Genomic DNA, 15,079 nt, shown 5'->3' with positions numbered 1-15,079 from the left:
TTAGGCTGGCGCAGTGGACTCCCCTTCGAATTAAAAAACGTACGCAACCCTTCGCCCACTTAGATGAGGACGCCAAACGTTTGCGCCTGCACTATGCGCGCTGCTGAAACCCCGCAATGGCCCGCCACATCGCGACCGGATTCGAATACATGGGGAAGTGCCCGCAATTCGCAATTTCGGCCAAGGCCACACCCTGCTCGCGAATGTGATCGAGGTACGAAAGCGACGCGTTCTGCTGCCCATACATAAACATACGCGGGAACGGCAGAGCGAGGAATTTGCGCATCAAGTCGCCGTTGTCGGAGAGTTCGACCATCGAGCGGAATATCGGCCCTACCGCCTCGGCCCTGACCTTGCAGCGCAAACTCGCGGCATAGAGCGCACTGGCATAAGCCGGTGCGTGGCGCGTGCGCTCGATGAAATCGCTGAAGAAGCGCTCGGCGTCCGTGTGTGGATAGTCCACGATCTGCCTGCTGAGAAAGCAGTCCTCGGGCGCGATATTGCCTTCGATATCCACGAAGCTGAGCACGCGCTCCGGGTGCCGGTGCGCGAGCATGAGCGCGGTCAGTCCGCCCATGGAGTGGCCGACCAGATGGAAGCGGTCAAAGCCAACGCGTTCAAGCGCGGCGAGTGCGGTATCGACGAGAAACGGTATGCCGACTTTCGAGAGATCGGCACACTGCGTTTCGCCGCAGCCCGGCGCGTCATACGCGATGAACGGGTGCCCCGCGAATTCGGCGTAACGCACGATATCGGCGTAATCCTCTTTCGTGGACCCGAACCCGTGAAGGAACACGATCGGCGCTTTGTCGCCTTCACGGTGAATGGCGGAAAGCGCGATCGCCTTGCCGTCTACATCGAACGAAAACGCCGAGCGGGTAAATTCTTGAAGCATCGTCACTCCCCAAGTGTGTGGCAGAAGTTCTGGATTGCGGTGCAAGCATGCCGCAGAGACACGTCATCCAGTGCATAGGCGATACGGATATAGGGCCCAAGTCCGAACGCGCTGCCATGCACCGTTGCTACGCCGGTTTCGTCGAGCAGCGCGTTGGCCACTGCTTCGTCATCCTTGAGATATGCCCCTCCTCGCGTCGTTTTACCGATCAGGCCTTCGCATGAGGCGAATGCGTAGAACGCGCCTTGCGGCGCCGCGCAGCGCAGCCCCGGCGCCTGATTCAGTTGATCGACCACGAGATCGCGTCGGCGCTGAAATACCCTGCGCGCGTGCTCGATGAAATCCTGCGGCCCGCTCAGCGCCGCCAGCGCGGCATGCTGCGAAATGCTCGATGCCCCGGACGTTTGCTGGCCCTGCAACTTTTCCATCGCGTCGATCAGCCATCGCGGTCCGGTACAAAAGCCAATGCGCCAGCCCGTCATCGCATAGGCCTTCGAGACGCCGTTCATCGTCAGCACGCGCTCGCGCATGCGGGGCTCGACCTGCGCAAGCGTGGAAAATTCGAGGCCATCGAAAATCAAATGCTCGTAAATGTCGTCGGAAAGAACCAGCACCTGCGGGTGGGCCAGCAGCACTTGCGCAAGCTGCTGCAGTTCGGGACGACTATAAACCGCACCGGTCGGATTGGAGGGCGAATTCAGAATCAACCAGCGCGTACGCGGCGTAATCGCGGCGTGCAGCGCGTCGGCGGTCAGCTTGAAGCCGCTTTGCGCGCCACATGGCACGATCACGGATCTCGCGCCGCACAACTGCACGATCTCGGGGTAACTGACCCAATACGGTGCAGGCACGATGACTTCGTCATCCTCATTGAGCGTCGCCGCGAGTGCGTTGAAGATCACCTGCTTGCCGCCGCTGCATACGAGCGTGTCGCGCCAGTTTACGTCGAGCCGGTTTTCGCGCTGAAATTTTCCCGCGATCGCTTCACGCAAGGCCCGCAACCCTGCGACTTGCGTATAGCGCGTATGGCCTGCCCGAATCGCCGCGATGCCGGCTTCGCAAACGTGCGGGGGCGTGTCGAAATCAGGCTCGCCCGCGCTAAGCGAAATGACCGTTGCGCCACTCGCGCGCCGTGCGGCCACACGGTCCATGACCTTGTATGTGGCCGAAGGCTTCGCGGCCGCGAGGAAGCGGTTCAATACCGGGACTTTCTCGCTCATCGGACTGCAATCGCCTCGAACGCCTTGTCGTGCATGACGTCCGCAACCGGACGCCCAGCACGCACCGCCGCCACCATGCCGTCCTGGCGGCGCGCGATCCGCTCGCCAAGCTCCAGCACCGCTTCGATCTCGCCTTCGGGAACGAACACCGTGCCGCATCGATCGGCGATCACATAGTCGTTTTCATGCACGGTGATGCCCGCCATTTGCACCGGCTTGCCCGACTCGACCTGCACCACGCGATTGCGCGCGCTGATCATCGTGACGCCACGGCCGTACACGGGATAGCCAATCGCCTCGCTGCCGTCGATATCGCGGCTCACGCCGTCGATGACCGAGCCGCGTATCTGCTTCGCCGTGGCGGCATTGGCGAGAATGTCGCCCCAGCACGAAATGCCCTCCACGCCGCCCGCGATCACCAGCACGCGATCGCTCGTCGTGACCGCATCGACAACGGGAGAGATGAGGTGCACCCCGGGTTCAGCGTCTTGCTTGGGCCCGAGCAAGATGGTGCTCGCGCGGCCGACGATCTTCGGGCAGTCCCAAAGCGGGCGCAGGCCGTAAGTCGCGCCGGGCAGGCCGAGAAAGTCGAGCGCGTCGGACACCGTGTTGGTGTCCAGCGACGCGAGTCGATCGAGGAAGGAAGGCGTAGTCATCACACTCGGCTCCGTTGGAAAGTCCGCCCATCCTCGCGCCGCGCGGCTGATATGTAAATTTCTCAGTTCGTATCTCGGTGATACGATTTCCGGAACAGCAATTGACCACCGGAAAATGCGTGCACCATGAACACTACGATCGACTTCAGGCTGATACGGCAACTATGGATGTTTCTCGCGGTTGCAGAGGAACAGCATTTTGGGCGCGCCGCCCAGCGGCTGAACATGTCGCAGCCGCCGCTTACCGAGCAGATCAAGGTGCTCGAGCAATCGCTCAAGCTGGAACTGTTCTACCGGTCCCGGCAGGGCACGCAACTGAGCCCGGCGGGCGCCGCGATACTGCCTGCCGTTCGGCAATTCGCCGGCCAGGTCGAGCGGCTCGCGCGGGTCGTGCGCGAAGTCGCCGCCGGTCAGTCGGGCGTGCTGCATGTCGGGGCGATCACGTCCGCCATGCTCGAAACGGTGCCACCCGTGCTGGATGCGCTCAAACGCGCTCACCCGCAACTGACCGTGCTCGTGAAGGAGATCGATAGCGTCGACGCCATACCCATGCTCGAAGCCGGCGAACTCGATCTCGCCTTCGTGCGCATCGACGGCGAGGTAGGCAGCGGCATCGCCACCATGCCGCTGGCCGAGGACCGCCTGGCCGTGGCGCTGCCGAAGGACCATCCTCTGGCGGCCCTGCCCCGCGTGCGGCTGCAGTCGCTAGCCGGCGAACAACTGGTGATGTCGTCGCGGCAGGTCAGCCCGGTGTACTTCGACTTCCTGACTTCGGTTTGCCGTTCGCATGGCCTGACGCCGCACGTCACTCACGAGGTGCGCACCGTCACTTCGCAAATTGCCTATGTCGGCTGTGGTCAGGGCGTGGCGCTCGTGCCGGCGTCAATGCGCAAGCTCGCACCCGGCAATGTGGTCGTGCGGCCATTGAAGGAAAAAATCTCAGTGGTCACGGCCGCGCTGCTGTGGAACACGCACCGTCATCACCCTATGGTCGACGAGGTCGTCGCTTCGCTGCAGAAACGAAAGACACGAACAGGCGCGTTGAAAGCCTGACGAAAAATGGGGCCGCGCACACGACAATGAAAAGCACGCGCGTTTCCTCCAGAAATCATGCGGGCGGTCGTAAACGGAGGTATTACATTTCGTTCCCGGCGGCTGCAACGGGACGACATCGACTCGCAAGACCATGTTCAACGTTGTGGCCCAGTATTGGGGAACGATTCGGCGCACTGTCGCCGGAAACAGCGCAGCATTGAAGCTCGCGCAGTTGCGCGTGATGATCTATCAGCTTCCCATGATGTATGGGCTGCTGGTCGTCAACACGTGGGGCATGGTGCTGCCTCACGAGAACGAGATTCCCGCATGGCAGGGCGTGTTCTGTCCGCTCGTGCTCACGGTATTTTGTTTCGTACGCGTCCTCTCCTGGTTGCGCCTCGCGAGGATGCGTGTGAGCGCGGACGATGCAGTGACGATCCTGCGCAATTCCGGCAGGCTCGCGTGGGTCTTCTCCATCTCGTTCACGGCCTGGTCGCTGTCCCTTCTGCCTCATGGCGGCGCGGCCTTCAAGCTTCATGTTGCCTTTTACATGGCCATCACGGTCATCGGCGTCATCTTCTGTCTGATGAATGTCGTGAAGGCCGCTTTCACCGTTACCGCCATTGTCAACGGCGCGCTCGTCGTCACGTTTCTGAGTTCCGGCAATGGCGTATTCCAGGCAATTGCCATCGACACGTCACTGGTATCGCTGGCGATGCTGATCGTGGCATTCACGCAATTCAAGAACTTCTCCGACCTCGTTGCCACGCAAGGCGAAAACAAGCGCCTCGCGAATATCGACAGTCTCACGAACCTGCCCAACCGGCGGGCCTTTTTCGCTTCGCTCGACAAGCATTTCGATGCCGCCATGGCGTCGGGTGGCCGGCTCGCGGTGGGACTCGTCGATCTCGACGGTTTCAAGTCCGTCAACGACATTCACGGCCACTCGCTGGGAGACCACGTGCTGGCCGAAGTCGCGGCGCGCCTCGCGCAAGCTGCTCGCGGCACGATCACGCTTGCACGGCTGGGGGGCGACGAGTTCGGCGTCATTGTCACCAGCGACTGCTCGGACGCCGGCCTCTCGCAACTGGGCCGATCCATTTGCGATGTCTTTCATTATCCCGTGCGTGTTGGCGAGATCTCCGTGCGGCTCGGGGCGACGATCGGTTTCTCGACCTATCCGCACATTTCGCGCAACAAGGCCGATCTATTCGAAACAGCGGACTACGCGCTTTACGAAGGCAAACGCCGCTCGCGCGGCTCGGTGACGATCTTTTCGGAGACCCATCGCAACGCGATCATCCGCGAGTCGCAGATCGCCCAGGCGCTGCGCTCCCCCGATCTCGCCGGCGAACTTCACCTCGCCTTCCAGCCGATCTTCTCGCTCGAGCGCCAGCGCACTGTCGGCTTCGAAGCGCTTGCGCGCTGGCAAAGCGCCTTGCTCGGCACGGTCCCGCCCGGCGAATTCATTCCTGCCGCGGAACGCAACGGGGTCATCAACGGCTTGACCCTCGCGCTGTTCGCGAAGGCCCTCGCCTGCGCGAAACAATGGCCGGCGCGTATCGGCTTGTCCTTTAACCTCTCCGCGCATGATTTCGCCAGCGAATCGGCGGTGAAAGAACTGGCGCAGTGCATTGTCAGCAGCGGCATCGACCCGGCGCGGCTTGACTTCGAGATCACGGAAACCGCAATGGCCAAGGACTTCGAGCAGGTCCAGAAAGCCGCCAAGGTGCTGCGCGCGCTGGGCTGTGGTTTGTCGGTCGACGATTTCGGCACCGGCTATTCGAGCCTCTCGTACCTGTGCAAGCTGCCGCTCACGCGCCTGAAGATCGACAGGATGTTCGTGAGCGGTCTGAAGGAACGCACGACGGCATTCACCGTCGTGCGCACGCTGCTCAATCTCAGCCGGCAGATGTCGCTCGACTGCGTGGTCGAAGGTGTGGAAACGGCCGCCGAACTGCAAACGGTCACGGCGCTCGGAGCAACGCTGATTCAGGGATATTATTGTTCCCGCCCGATGGACGCGTCTGCGGTGTCCGCATTTCTGGAGCGCGAGTGCGAGCGCGAAACGACAGGCAGGACGCGCGCATTGTCAGCGCCTACGGGGTTCCGGTAAAGCCATGAAGAAGGGCACACTTTGGCGCGCTAGTCGAATCGTTTCGCCTGCTATTGCCGCGAGCGCGATGGTAGCGTGCACGTCGGCCGCCAACGTGAGCGCCCCTGTCACGACATCGCTCGGCGACGGCAGTAGCGGACACATTACGTTCGAATCGATCACGCCCACGAATACCCTCGACTTTCTGCTGCATTACGCCAGTGCCCGCAAGGTCGCCATTACGGGGGATCTGAGCATGCCGGACAACGCGCCGCGCGCCGTACCCGCTGTGATCATTCTGCATGGAAGCAGCGGCGTAAATCCCGGTGAGCGGATGTGGGCACAACGCATGAACGCACTGGGTTACGCCAGCTTCGTCGTGGACAGTTTCACAGGCCGCGGTATCAGGAATACTGAAAAAGACCAGTCGCAGCTTTCCATGAGCGCCGACATTGCAGACGCCTATGCCGCCTTGCGCCTGTTAGCCACGGATCCTCGAATCGACAAAGAGAAGATCGCCGTCATGGGATTTTCGCGTGGAGGCGTGGCAGCACTCTATTCGTCGCTGGAGCCTTTCCGCCAGGCCGCAATAGACGGCAATCTGCGCTTTGCCGCCCATGTCGCTTTTTATCCGTCGTGCGGCATCGCTTACAGCTCGGCGCATCTGGACGGCGCGCCCGTCATGTTGCTGCTCGGCGGCAAGGACAACTACACGCCGGCGCCCGCCTGCATGGCCTACGCCCAGACGTTGCGAGCGGAAGGCGCACAGGTCACGGTTCAAACGTTTCCGGATGCGTATCATGGTTTCGACCGGCCGACGCGCCTGCATGCATTGCCGCTTGCAACCAGCGCACGCGATTGCCACGGCTCCTACGACCTCGACACCCGAACGCTCACCATGATCCGCGACGGCCAGACGCTCTCCGGTTCCTCGGCCGTGGCCGAATCGAAACGTTGCCTGACGCGGGGCGTCATGTTGGGCGGCGACCCGCAAGCCCAGCAGCAATCTCCTGCCGAAGTCGCGGCGTTTCTCAGGGCGGCGTTCGACCCCACGCCTCGTCTTTCCTTACATTAAGCAGACATTCCGCCAAAACAGCGGCCGCACGATCGCGCCTGGCCGAGGCGCAGGCGCCCCGCGCTCACTGTCACCTCGTTGCCGCAGTCGCAGCGGCACACCCACATACCGTCGCCGGCGTACCGGTCGGTCGTCAGTTGGCCGAACACCTCGCCGCCTTTCAGCGCAGGCGAGCCCGGCCGGGAGCGCCACACGCGGCGCTGCTCGCGGCAGCCGCAGTCCCGCGTCTGGCCGCTCTCCACCGCCTCGAGCGCGGCCGTGACGTGCGCGCCGCATCGGCACCGCCACAGCCACACGCCAGCGCCGCGATATTGAAGCGCGACGAGATCGCCGAACGCGCGGCCGGAGACGTCGCGATACGGCGGAAAAGGCCATTCAGGCGGCAAGGGGGGACGAATGCGCTGGTTCACAAAAGCTAAATGGGATTCGGCGTCCTGTTCTCAAGCGTGGCCGGCCGCCTTCGATGCGCAGGCCTGGCTCAGCAAAGAGGGGCGGATCGTCCCGCACATTCGGTGCGGCGCCGCCTCGTTTCGGGTTGTGCGCCTATTTTGGCACCAATTCGCGAGGCCTGGGCGGCGCGGTGTCGCGCCAGTCGATGCGCGACGCAATCATCTATAGCGGCAGCGTTCCCAACTACGCCGAGGCGAACTGAACCGCTTCGGTGCTGAACACGGCCCTGACCAGCTTCGTCGACCCGGGAGGATCGAACCACGCACAAGAAAGCTGGGGCCCATAGGCCGTAGGCACGACCTGGTTCACCGTCATCAACGGGCCGCCTGAACACAGGCGCACCGTCCTGCCTTTATATCGCTCAGCGACCGAACTCAGCGTCCCGGAACGCGAGTCACTGTGGATCGCACACACTGCGGACATGTCCCCTCCCGGATTCTCGCGACTCGTTGGCGAAGCGCCACCCGCTCTCGACAACGTCTGGAACGCGTATCTTCTCCCCTGCGCGCCTGCGCTGAATATAAATATTTCGCCTTCCTGGCGGAACAAATTCGCCATCGAAAGTCATTCCCGAACATCCTGTTCGCGCGACGGACCGCGTGCCAGCAAACAGGCGTTGGCCGTGAATCTCCGCAGCCTTCGTCGCTCGAGCGCGTTGCGCACCTGGCCGAGGAACAACGAACTGGCAATCAGCGCGAGATACAGCGTGACGAGATCGTGACGCACGCCGTTGAGGGCGGCTTGATGAACGACGAGCGCGGCATCGACGGGCGGAAGCAGGTGGCGCTTGCCCTCGACGACCCGCATCATGTGGATGAAGCCCGCAGCGGAAAGCAGCGGCAGCAGGACAAAGAGTGTCAACAGCGCCAGCCGCATGCGACGCGCCCACGCATGGTGGCGCAGCCGGAACCATAGCCCGAGGCATCCGTGTATCCAACCAGGCGCCAGCAGCGCGAGTTGCAGCCCCTGGGTGCCGCTCGTGAGCAGCACGACGATGACACGCTCGTAGTTGGGCTCGAAACCATAGAGCGAAGACGCAAGCCGTGTCGTCACAGCATGGCGGATCAGAAGGAGCGGCAAGCTGAGCCCTGCCCACAGACGAATCCATTCCGCGGGCGGCAGCGCCCAGTGACGCCGCCCATAGATCGTGCGCAACGCCAACACGAAATGCACCGATGCGGCGCCATACAGCGCGAGCGTTCCGGGCGAGCTGCGCCAAAGCCGCAGCGCGAGCACGAGACCGCGTCCGGCAAGCTCGAGCGACCAGATGCCGAGCGCGTGATTGACCAGATGCAGAAAAAGGTAAGTCAGCATCACGAGGCCCGACGCGAGCTGCATTCGACGTAGAACGACTTGCAGCTTGATTCTCATTTCGCCGGCGCGGCGACGGCTCATCTCGATGATGTCCATTTTCGTTTCCGCCATCTCGTTTCGCACGCCTGCACTACCGCACACCCACGCCGGTTATTCCCGTGCGACAACCGGGAATAAAACAGCAGCGTTTGCGGTATTGCACGTGAAGCCCGCCCGGGAGGCGCTCCCGATCGCACCAGATCGCACTGGCGGTCGACTTCCTGAACCCAGTCGAGAGGACATCATGTCGTCAGATCTTCCTTCCCAACCGTCACGCCGCAACGCCCTGAAGTGCCTCGCCTTCGGTGGCATGGGCACCGTGTTTGTTCTGGCCGGAGGCGTCCTCACACCCGTGGAGCTATCGCTGGCAGCCAGCACCAAAGAAAACGCCGCGGATTCCGGCGTGCCGCTCTTTCTGCAGATCAGCGACTCGCATATTGGTTTTAACAAGGAGGCGAATCCCGATGTCGCGGCTACGCTGAAGCAGACGATCGACTACGTCAACGCCATGCCGGTCAAACCGGCGCTGGCCATTCACACGGGCGATATCACCCATCTCTCGAAGCCCGCGGAATTCGATCTGGCGGCGCAATTGCTGTCGGGTCTCACCATCACGGAATTGCACACCACGCCTGGCGAGCACGATGTGACCGACGGACCGCAAGGCGAATACTTCAAGCGTTTCGGCAAGGCATCGGACAACCGGGGCTATTACAGCTTCGACCACAGCGGCGTGCACTTCATCGCGCTCGTCAACGTGATGCATTTCAAGCCGAACGGGCTCGGAAATCTGGGCGAGGACCAGCTCGCATGGCTGGAAAACGACCTGAAGGGCCGCACGTCCAGCACGCCGATCGTCGTCTTTACTCACATGCCTATGTGGACGATCTATGAACCGTGGGGCTGGGGTACCGGCGATGCGGGCCAGGCAATGGATTATCTGAAGCGCTTTGGCTCGGTGACCGTGCTCAACGGTCATATTCATCAGATCGTTTCGAAGGTGGAGGGCAATATCACGTTCCACACGGCACGCTCGACCGCGTATCCGCAACCGACTGCCGGCGATGGCCCCGGACCTGGGCCGCTCAAGGTGGCAAGCGACCAGTTGCCGAAGATGCTTGGCGTCACCAGCATCCGGATTTCGCGCCATCCCCTCGCGGCGACGCTGTCCGACATGTCCCTCGCGTGACTTTGCTTATCGCTCATTCAACAAGGATCCGAGCCATGTTCTCCCTTCACTATCGTCGCGCGTTCGCCCTCTTTTACGGACTCGGCATGCTCATGGCGGGGACGTCCCTTGGCATGCCTGCCGCTCACGCGCAGGAGCCCAATGAGATCGTCATCAAGAATTTCATGTTTTCGCCCATGGCCATCACGGTCAAGGCGGGCACGACCGTCACCTGGAAAAACATGGACGGCGAACCGCATACGGTCGTCAACGACGCGGGCGTATTTCACTCGGCGGCGCTCGACCAGAACGATACGTATCAGTTCAAGTTCGACAAGCCGGGGGTATACAAGGTGTTCTGCGGCATTCACCCGTATATGAAGGCCACCATCACGGTGCAGTAGCACCTGGCCGAAAACTTTTCTGCGCAACTATTATTCGGACTGCTGATATACGCTCGCGCGTGCGCTCAACGTGCTTGCGCGAGCATCGAAGGTCAGCGTTTCGCGATATCGTCGCCGTGCGAGTCCTTGTGTACGACCTCCACGTCGATGGTGCGGCCATCGTCGCCGCGCGAGTCCTTGTGTACGACCTCCACGTCGATGGTGCGGCCATCGTCGCCGAACTCGCGCGCCTGCCGGCGCAGCGCGCGTATTCTCCACCACAGATAGCCGGCCACGACCACGCCCACCGCGAACAGCACGGCAAGCAGCACCAGCGACAACATTGCGGCCACCACGAGCACGATTGCGCTCACGACGACGGCCACCATTCGCCCGAACCATCCAGTCCCGCCGATCCGGAGCCCTTTCTCGTACGTCGCGCCCTGTGGCGACGGTTTGTCGTCTTGCATCCCTCTTCTCCCAGCCGCCATCCGGCTGAACTTGAAGTGTTCCGAAACATCTCTGTCCACGCACGCCAGTCGTCGTTCGGCAAATTGAAAACTTAGCCCTCGCGAGCACGCGCCTGTGTCTATTCTAAAGAAGTAACGCAAGCCGTATCGAGTCGTTTCCAGTCGCATTTGAATGGGACAACCTATCATGGCTGACACGAGCTACATGGCGCGCAAGTCCGTCGCCGACATAGTGGGAAGCGCCGATGCCGAAGGCGGCCGCGCGCTCTCGAAGACCCTTGGGGCGCCCAGCATCACGGCGATGGGCATCGGCGCCATTATCGGCGCCGGTATTTTTGTCCTCACGGGCACCGCGGCGGCGCAATTTGCTGGACCGGGCATCATTCTGTCGTTTGTGCTGGGCGGAATTGCGTGTGCGTTCGTGGGCCTTTGCTACTCCGAACTGGCCGCCATGCTCCCCGTATGCGGCAGCACGTACACGTATACCTATGCGACGCTTGGCGAAGTGTTTGCGTGGATCATCGGCTGGGACCTGATTCTCGAGTACGCCATGGGTGCCGCAACGGTCGCGGTCGGGTGGTCCGGGTATATCGTCAGTCTGTTGCATAACGTCGGCATCACTATCCCGCCAACGCTCGCTGCCGCTCCAGGCACCGCCGTCCAGCTTCCTGACGGCACCACTGCCACCGGCACGATCAATCTCCCCGCAGTGTTGATCATCGCGATCCTCACCACGATGCTGGTGCTCGGCACGCGGGAGTCTGCACGTATCAACAACATCATGGTGGCAGTCAAGCTGACGGTCGTCGTGGCCTTCATCGCCATCGGCGCGTTCTTCGTGCATTCCGCCAACTGGCATCCCTTCGTGCCGCCCAACACCGGCACATTCGGCAGCTTCGGGGCGAGCGGCATTCTGCGCGGCTCTGCGGTGGTGTTCTTCGCGTTCATCGGCTTCGACGCGGTATCGACCGCTGCGCAGGAAGCGAAAAGGCCGCAGCGCGACATGCCGATCGGTATTCTCGGGTCGCTCGTTATCTGCACCCTGCTCTATATCCTCGTGGCCGCCGTGCTTACCGGACTCGTTCCCTACGCACAACTGAACGTCCCCGATCCGATTGCCAAAGGGGTGGACGCCATTGGTTTCACCTGGTTCTCGGTGCTCATCAAGATCGGCGCGCTAACGGGGCTGACCACCGTGATACTCGTGCTGCTCTATGGGCAGAGCCGTATTTTCTTCACGATGTCGGAGGACAAGCTGCTGCCCCATCTGTTCTCCACCGTCCATCCGCGCTTGCACACGCCGCATCGAAGCCAGATCATGATCGGCATAGTCGTCGCCATCGTGGCGGCCCTCACGCCCATCGGCGTACTCGGCGAAATGGTCAGCATCGGGACGCTGTTTGCGTTCGTGCTCGTGTGCGGCGCCGTCATCTATCTGCGGCGCAGCGACTCCGACGCGAACCGCCCCTTCCGCGCGCCCGGCGTGCCCATTGTCCCCATTCTCGGGATCGCGTTTTGCCTGTTGCTGATGGTGGGTCTTCCGCTCGTCACCTGGGTACGGCTGATCGTCTGGCTGCTGATCGGCATGCTGATCTACATGTCTTATGGCCGCCATCATTCGCGACTGCGCCATCCGGAGCGCGGTTGACGCGGGCCTCGAACCATCATGAACGTTCACCACGCGTGTTTCGTTCGTCCGGCGTTCGCTGCGATTTGCGTGACTTCCCTCGCAACGCTTGCCGCTTGCGGCGGGAACGCCTGCATCGGTCTCGGCAGTTGCGGCGGCACAACCGTGACACCCAACCTCACCCTCTCCGGCACGGCCGCCACCGGTTCGGCGCTCGCCAGCGCGACGCTCAACGTCAGTTGTGTGCAGGGTTCGGCGTCCGCCCTATCCGACGGTGGCGGGCACTACACGATCGCGTTCAATGCCACGCCGCCCTGCATCCTCACCGTGACCTCCGGCGGCGTGAGCCTGCACTCGCTGGCATTTGCCGGTGGGACCTTCAATACGACGCCGGAGACCGAGCTGATGGTTGTCTACATGGCTTCGCAACTCGGCACGAACGAGAATGGCTTGATAGCGGGCTTCCCGACCAACTCGCAGTACCAGCAAGCGCTGGCTAGCCAGGCCGACGTGCAGGCGGCGCAATCCGCAGTCGTCACGAATCTGCAGCAGCACTACGCGCTCACGCTGGCGGTACCGGCGTTTCTCACGACATCCTTCACGGTTGGCCAGCCAGGCGTCGACAGCGATCTGGTCGCGCTAGCGGCGGCGGGAGCGATCGATGCCAATGGCATGCCCGATCCGGCCGCCGTATCGCTGTTGTCCACGGCGGGCCTCGCCCATCCGCTTACCGCAACGTCCGCCCCTTCTTCCGGCACGGGCGGAACGGGCAGCGGCAGCGGAACCATGTGACGAGAGCTTGCCGATGTCCGAGCGGCGTCGTGCCTCGACGCCCACCCGACAACCTTAGCTGCTCTTTTCAAGGTCGCCTGGCTTCCACGTTTGGTCGAAGAACGCCTGTTCCGGCGAATACAGGCGGAAGATCACGAAGTAACCCTTGCCTGGCACCGTGCGCAGCCAGTTTTTCTCCTTGCCCGGGGGCGCCGTGGGACCGAAGTAGAGATCGGTCGATCCATCGGCGTTCTGCACCGGCTTGTCCATCTGGTTCAGCGATGGGAACGGCTGGCCGTTGTCGAGACCCGAGGCCGTCGTGGCGTCGTAGACCGTCGCGGACCAGAAGTTCTTCGCCGGAATATGCGGCGGCAAGCGCAACGTGTACGACTGGCCGCCGTCGAGGAAATGGCCATCCTTGTCACGGAACGTGACGGGGTACTTGGCGCCCGCTCCCACGAGATTCTTCACCATGCCCGGGCTCGCCGAATAGGCGCTCGTAAAGTACCCGGAGCGCTGTTCGAGATTGGTGAACGTCTCGCTTGACTGGAATGCCGTGTTCTCGCCGGCGAAGACGTTGATCCACTGACGATCCGGATAGTATTTGCCGCCTGGCTCGCGCGCGATCATGTCCGTGATGACCACCTTGCTCATCTTGAAGCCGGTTGCAGCGGCTTTGTCGAGCAGCGCGCGCATCTCGGCCGAAGGCTCGAAGGGCTTACCCTTGTCGATGCCGATCGTATGCAGGAAGCCACGCATGTCGAGATCGGCGGGGTCGACATATTCGCTGTCGATGAAGCGCGACATCATGTCGAAGTAGCTGGCATCGTGCGCAAACAGCAGGTTGGCGGGCTTCTCGTTGGCATTCGGAAACTGCATCGGCTTTGCCGTTTCCTTGTGCCCGAGCGGATAGATATGCGTAGCAGCGATCTCGGCATTCGGTTTTGATAGATCCTTTGGATCGCTAAAGAAGGCGCGCCAGAACAGGAACACGTTATACGTCCGCGAGCGGTAGATGAACGCATCCTTCGGCACGTTCTTTGGCTCGCCTTTGTAGTCGGGTGGCAGCAGCACATAGGTGCCGCCCTTGCCCTTGTCAGGGCCGGCAAAGCCGACGTCGCCCGTCCAGGTCTGGCCGCCGATCGTCGGGCCGACGAGAGGACGCTGGAAGAAGTCGTCGAACATGCCTTGCACGCCGGGCGGCACCTCGACCACGAGCGGTCCGTCCTTGTGCAGGTCGAGATAGCCCATCGCGTATACGACGTCCGAGTTCGGCGTCGTGACCTGCGTCGAGGCCTTGATGCGCTCCTTCCACACCGGCAGCACGTTATAGCCCGCACCGAATATTTTCTCCGAGCCTTCCTTCATTGCCCACATGTTGATGGCGGGCAGCCCCCACAGGTAGGCCTGTGTGGCGCGCTGGAAGATCAGTTCCTCTTGCATGCTGCGCGACGTGGCGGCGGTCGGATAGTCTTTGTCGAACGGTGCGTTGGCGAGCGCGTCGTAATGCGAGTCTTGCCCGAAGGCAACTTTTGCACCGACGAGCGCGAGACCCGCAAGCGTGAGAAAGGCGAAACACTGGCCCTGACGTTTCATGAAGGCTTTCCTCCAAGCGATGGTTACCGGAAAAATCGTGTGCCGTGCAGGCCCTGTATCCAACGGGCACCAAGGAGGCTAGCACAGGCGGATTCCTGCATAGTCGAGCGTGACCGGTAGCCGCCGTCACCACCGGGCCTGTATGCTTACCGGGCGAATCCTCTGGATCAGGGCCGATCGTTTGCAATCCTTCTGATACCCGATCACCGCCCCGCAAAACACCTCGATGCATCCGCATTCAAGACCCGCCGTTCTCGCCGACCGTCTACCGGGCCGAGGAAAATG

General features: G+C 62.2%; 15 protein-coding genes. 7 read left to right on the top strand and 8 right to left on the bottom strand.

Annotation, left to right across the window (positions count from 1 at the left end; all coding sequences use genetic code 11):
- Positions 1-91: 91 nt before the first annotated feature.
- Genes U5A57_RS10850 through U5A57_RS10840 form a run of 3 tightly spaced genes read right to left on the bottom strand, consistent with a single transcriptional unit; the run spans position 92 to position 2,771 of the window.
- Positions 92-895 (bottom strand): alpha/beta hydrolase, encoded by an 804-nt coding sequence (locus tag U5A57_RS10850; protein WP_321910684.1) that lies wholly within the window; start codon positions 893-895, stop codon positions 92-94.
- Positions 896-897: 2 nt separating this feature from the next.
- Entirely contained in the window at positions 898-2,115 is a 1,218-nt protein-coding gene (locus tag U5A57_RS10845) for a pyridoxal phosphate-dependent aminotransferase (protein ID WP_321910681.1), read from the bottom strand.
- Positions 2,112-2,771: an RraA family protein gene (locus U5A57_RS10840; RefSeq protein ID WP_321910680.1), complete on the bottom strand. Its 660-nt coding sequence runs from the start codon at positions 2,769-2,771 to the stop codon at positions 2,112-2,114. Before U5A57_RS10840 ends, U5A57_RS10845 begins: the two co-directional genes overlap by 4 nt.
- Before the next feature lie 126 nt (positions 2,772-2,897).
- Between U5A57_RS10840 and U5A57_RS10835 the strand changes: the two genes are divergently transcribed.
- From U5A57_RS10835 to U5A57_RS10825, 3 genes are all read left to right on the top strand, one after another.
- Complete coding sequence (locus U5A57_RS10835; RefSeq protein WP_321910678.1) at positions 2,898-3,824, top strand: LysR substrate-binding domain-containing protein; 927 nt, start codon at positions 2,898-2,900, stop codon at positions 3,822-3,824.
- 133 nt (positions 3,825-3,957) lie between these two features.
- A complete protein-coding gene (locus U5A57_RS10830; RefSeq protein ID WP_321910676.1) occupies positions 3,958-5,922 on the top strand; it encodes a putative bifunctional diguanylate cyclase/phosphodiesterase in 1,965 nt (654 codons plus the stop codon).
- A 4-nt stretch (positions 5,923-5,926) separates the two neighbouring features.
- On the top strand, positions 5,927-6,976 hold the full coding sequence (locus U5A57_RS10825; protein ID WP_321910674.1) for a dienelactone hydrolase family protein: 1,050 nt from the start codon (positions 5,927-5,929) through the stop codon (positions 6,974-6,976).
- Here the strand turns inward: U5A57_RS10825 and U5A57_RS10820 are convergent.
- From U5A57_RS10820 to U5A57_RS10815, 3 genes are all read right to left on the bottom strand, one after another.
- Entirely contained in the window at positions 6,973-7,386 is a 414-nt protein-coding gene (locus tag U5A57_RS10820) for a hypothetical protein (RefSeq protein ID WP_321910673.1), read from the bottom strand. The genes U5A57_RS10825 and U5A57_RS10820 overlap by 4 nt on opposite strands.
- Positions 7,387-7,609: 223 nt before the next feature.
- The gene (locus U5A57_RS41670) at positions 7,610-7,849 is read right to left on the bottom strand and encodes a DUF2158 domain-containing protein (protein WP_415774602.1); all 240 of its coding nucleotides are present in this window, start codon (positions 7,847-7,849) and stop codon (positions 7,610-7,612) included.
- A gap of 141 nt (positions 7,850-7,990) precedes the next feature.
- Entirely contained in the window at positions 7,991-8,836 is an 846-nt protein-coding gene (locus U5A57_RS10815) for a hypothetical protein (protein ID WP_415774601.1), read from the bottom strand.
- 187 nt (positions 8,837-9,023) lie between these two features.
- Here U5A57_RS10815 and U5A57_RS10810 point away from each other — a divergent pair, with 187 nt between their 5' ends.
- Positions 9,024-9,968: a metallophosphoesterase family protein gene (locus U5A57_RS10810; protein WP_321910867.1), complete on the top strand. Its 945-nt coding sequence runs from the start codon at positions 9,024-9,026 to the stop codon at positions 9,966-9,968.
- An 86-nt stretch (positions 9,969-10,054) separates the two neighbouring features.
- Positions 10,055-10,351, top strand: a complete 297-nt coding sequence (locus U5A57_RS10805; protein WP_321910865.1) for a cupredoxin family copper-binding protein — start codon at positions 10,055-10,057, stop codon at positions 10,349-10,351.
- A 92-nt stretch (positions 10,352-10,443) separates the two neighbouring features.
- On the opposite strand, the gene U5A57_RS10800 is transcribed toward U5A57_RS10805, so the two are convergent.
- Positions 10,444-10,800, bottom strand: coding sequence for a hypothetical protein (locus U5A57_RS10800; protein ID WP_321910672.1), 357 nt, complete (start codon positions 10,798-10,800; stop codon positions 10,444-10,446).
- Between the two features lie 187 nt (positions 10,801-10,987).
- On the opposite strand from U5A57_RS10800, the gene U5A57_RS10795 reads away from it, so the two are divergent.
- Together U5A57_RS10795 and U5A57_RS10790 are read left to right on the top strand one after the other, a co-directional pair.
- Positions 10,988-12,448, top strand: a complete 1,461-nt coding sequence (locus U5A57_RS10795) for an amino acid permease (RefSeq protein WP_321910671.1) — start codon at positions 10,988-10,990, stop codon at positions 12,446-12,448.
- A gap of 18 nt (positions 12,449-12,466) precedes the next feature.
- Complete coding sequence (locus tag U5A57_RS10790; RefSeq protein WP_321910669.1) at positions 12,467-13,219, top strand: hypothetical protein; 753 nt, start codon at positions 12,467-12,469, stop codon at positions 13,217-13,219.
- Positions 13,220-13,273: 54 nt separating this feature from the next.
- Here U5A57_RS10790 and U5A57_RS10785 read toward each other — a convergent pair whose 3' ends face one another.
- Positions 13,274-14,794, bottom strand: coding sequence for a DUF1254 domain-containing protein (locus U5A57_RS10785; RefSeq protein ID WP_321910668.1), 1,521 nt, complete (start codon positions 14,792-14,794; stop codon positions 13,274-13,276).
- Between the last annotated feature and the right edge of the window lie 285 nt (positions 14,795-15,079).

The sequence above is a fragment of the Paraburkholderia sp. J11-2 genome, from assembly GCF_905220185.1.
Lineage (GTDB): Bacteria > Pseudomonadota > Gammaproteobacteria > Burkholderiales > Burkholderiaceae > Paraburkholderia.
This window is presented reverse-complemented; position numbering and strand designations above follow the sequence as displayed.

What these genes read in the sequence shown, in the direction of transcription:
- U5A57_RS10850 (WP_321910684.1), bottom strand. Translation starts at nt 895, where the DNA reads ATGCTTCAAGAATTTACCCGCTCGGCGTTTTCGTTCGATGTAGACGGC.
- U5A57_RS10845 (WP_321910681.1), bottom strand. Translation starts at nt 2,115, where the DNA reads ATGAGCGAGAAAGTCCCGGTATTGAACCGCTTCCTCGCGGCCGCGAAG.
- U5A57_RS10840 (WP_321910680.1), bottom strand. Translation starts at nt 2,771, where the DNA reads ATGACTACGCCTTCCTTCCTCGATCGACTCGCGTCGCTGGACACCAAC.
- U5A57_RS10835 (WP_321910678.1), top strand. Translation starts at nt 2,898, where the DNA reads ATGAACACTACGATCGACTTCAGGCTGATACGGCAACTATGGATGTTT.
- U5A57_RS10830 (WP_321910676.1), top strand. Translation starts at nt 3,958, where the DNA reads ATGTTCAACGTTGTGGCCCAGTATTGGGGAACGATTCGGCGCACTGTC.
- U5A57_RS10825 (WP_321910674.1), top strand. Translation starts at nt 5,927, where the DNA reads ATGAAGAAGGGCACACTTTGGCGCGCTAGTCGAATCGTTTCGCCTGCT.
- U5A57_RS41670 (WP_415774602.1), bottom strand. Translation starts at nt 7,849, where the DNA reads ATGTCCGCAGTGTGTGCGATCCACAGTGACTCGCGTTCCGGGACGCTG.
- U5A57_RS10815 (WP_415774601.1), bottom strand. Translation starts at nt 8,836, where the DNA reads ATGGACATCATCGAGATGAGCCGTCGCCGCGCCGGCGAAATGAGAATC.
- U5A57_RS10810 (WP_321910867.1), top strand. Translation starts at nt 9,024, where the DNA reads ATGTCGTCAGATCTTCCTTCCCAACCGTCACGCCGCAACGCCCTGAAG.
- U5A57_RS10805 (WP_321910865.1), top strand. Translation starts at nt 10,055, where the DNA reads ATGCTCATGGCGGGGACGTCCCTTGGCATGCCTGCCGCTCACGCGCAG.
- U5A57_RS10800 (WP_321910672.1), bottom strand. Translation starts at nt 10,800, where the DNA reads ATGCAAGACGACAAACCGTCGCCACAGGGCGCGACGTACGAGAAAGGG.
- U5A57_RS10795 (WP_321910671.1), top strand. Translation starts at nt 10,988, where the DNA reads ATGGCTGACACGAGCTACATGGCGCGCAAGTCCGTCGCCGACATAGTG.
- U5A57_RS10790 (WP_321910669.1), top strand. Translation starts at nt 12,467, where the DNA reads ATGAACGTTCACCACGCGTGTTTCGTTCGTCCGGCGTTCGCTGCGATT.
- U5A57_RS10785 (WP_321910668.1), bottom strand. Translation starts at nt 14,794, where the DNA reads ATGAAACGTCAGGGCCAGTGTTTCGCCTTTCTCACGCTTGCGGGTCTC.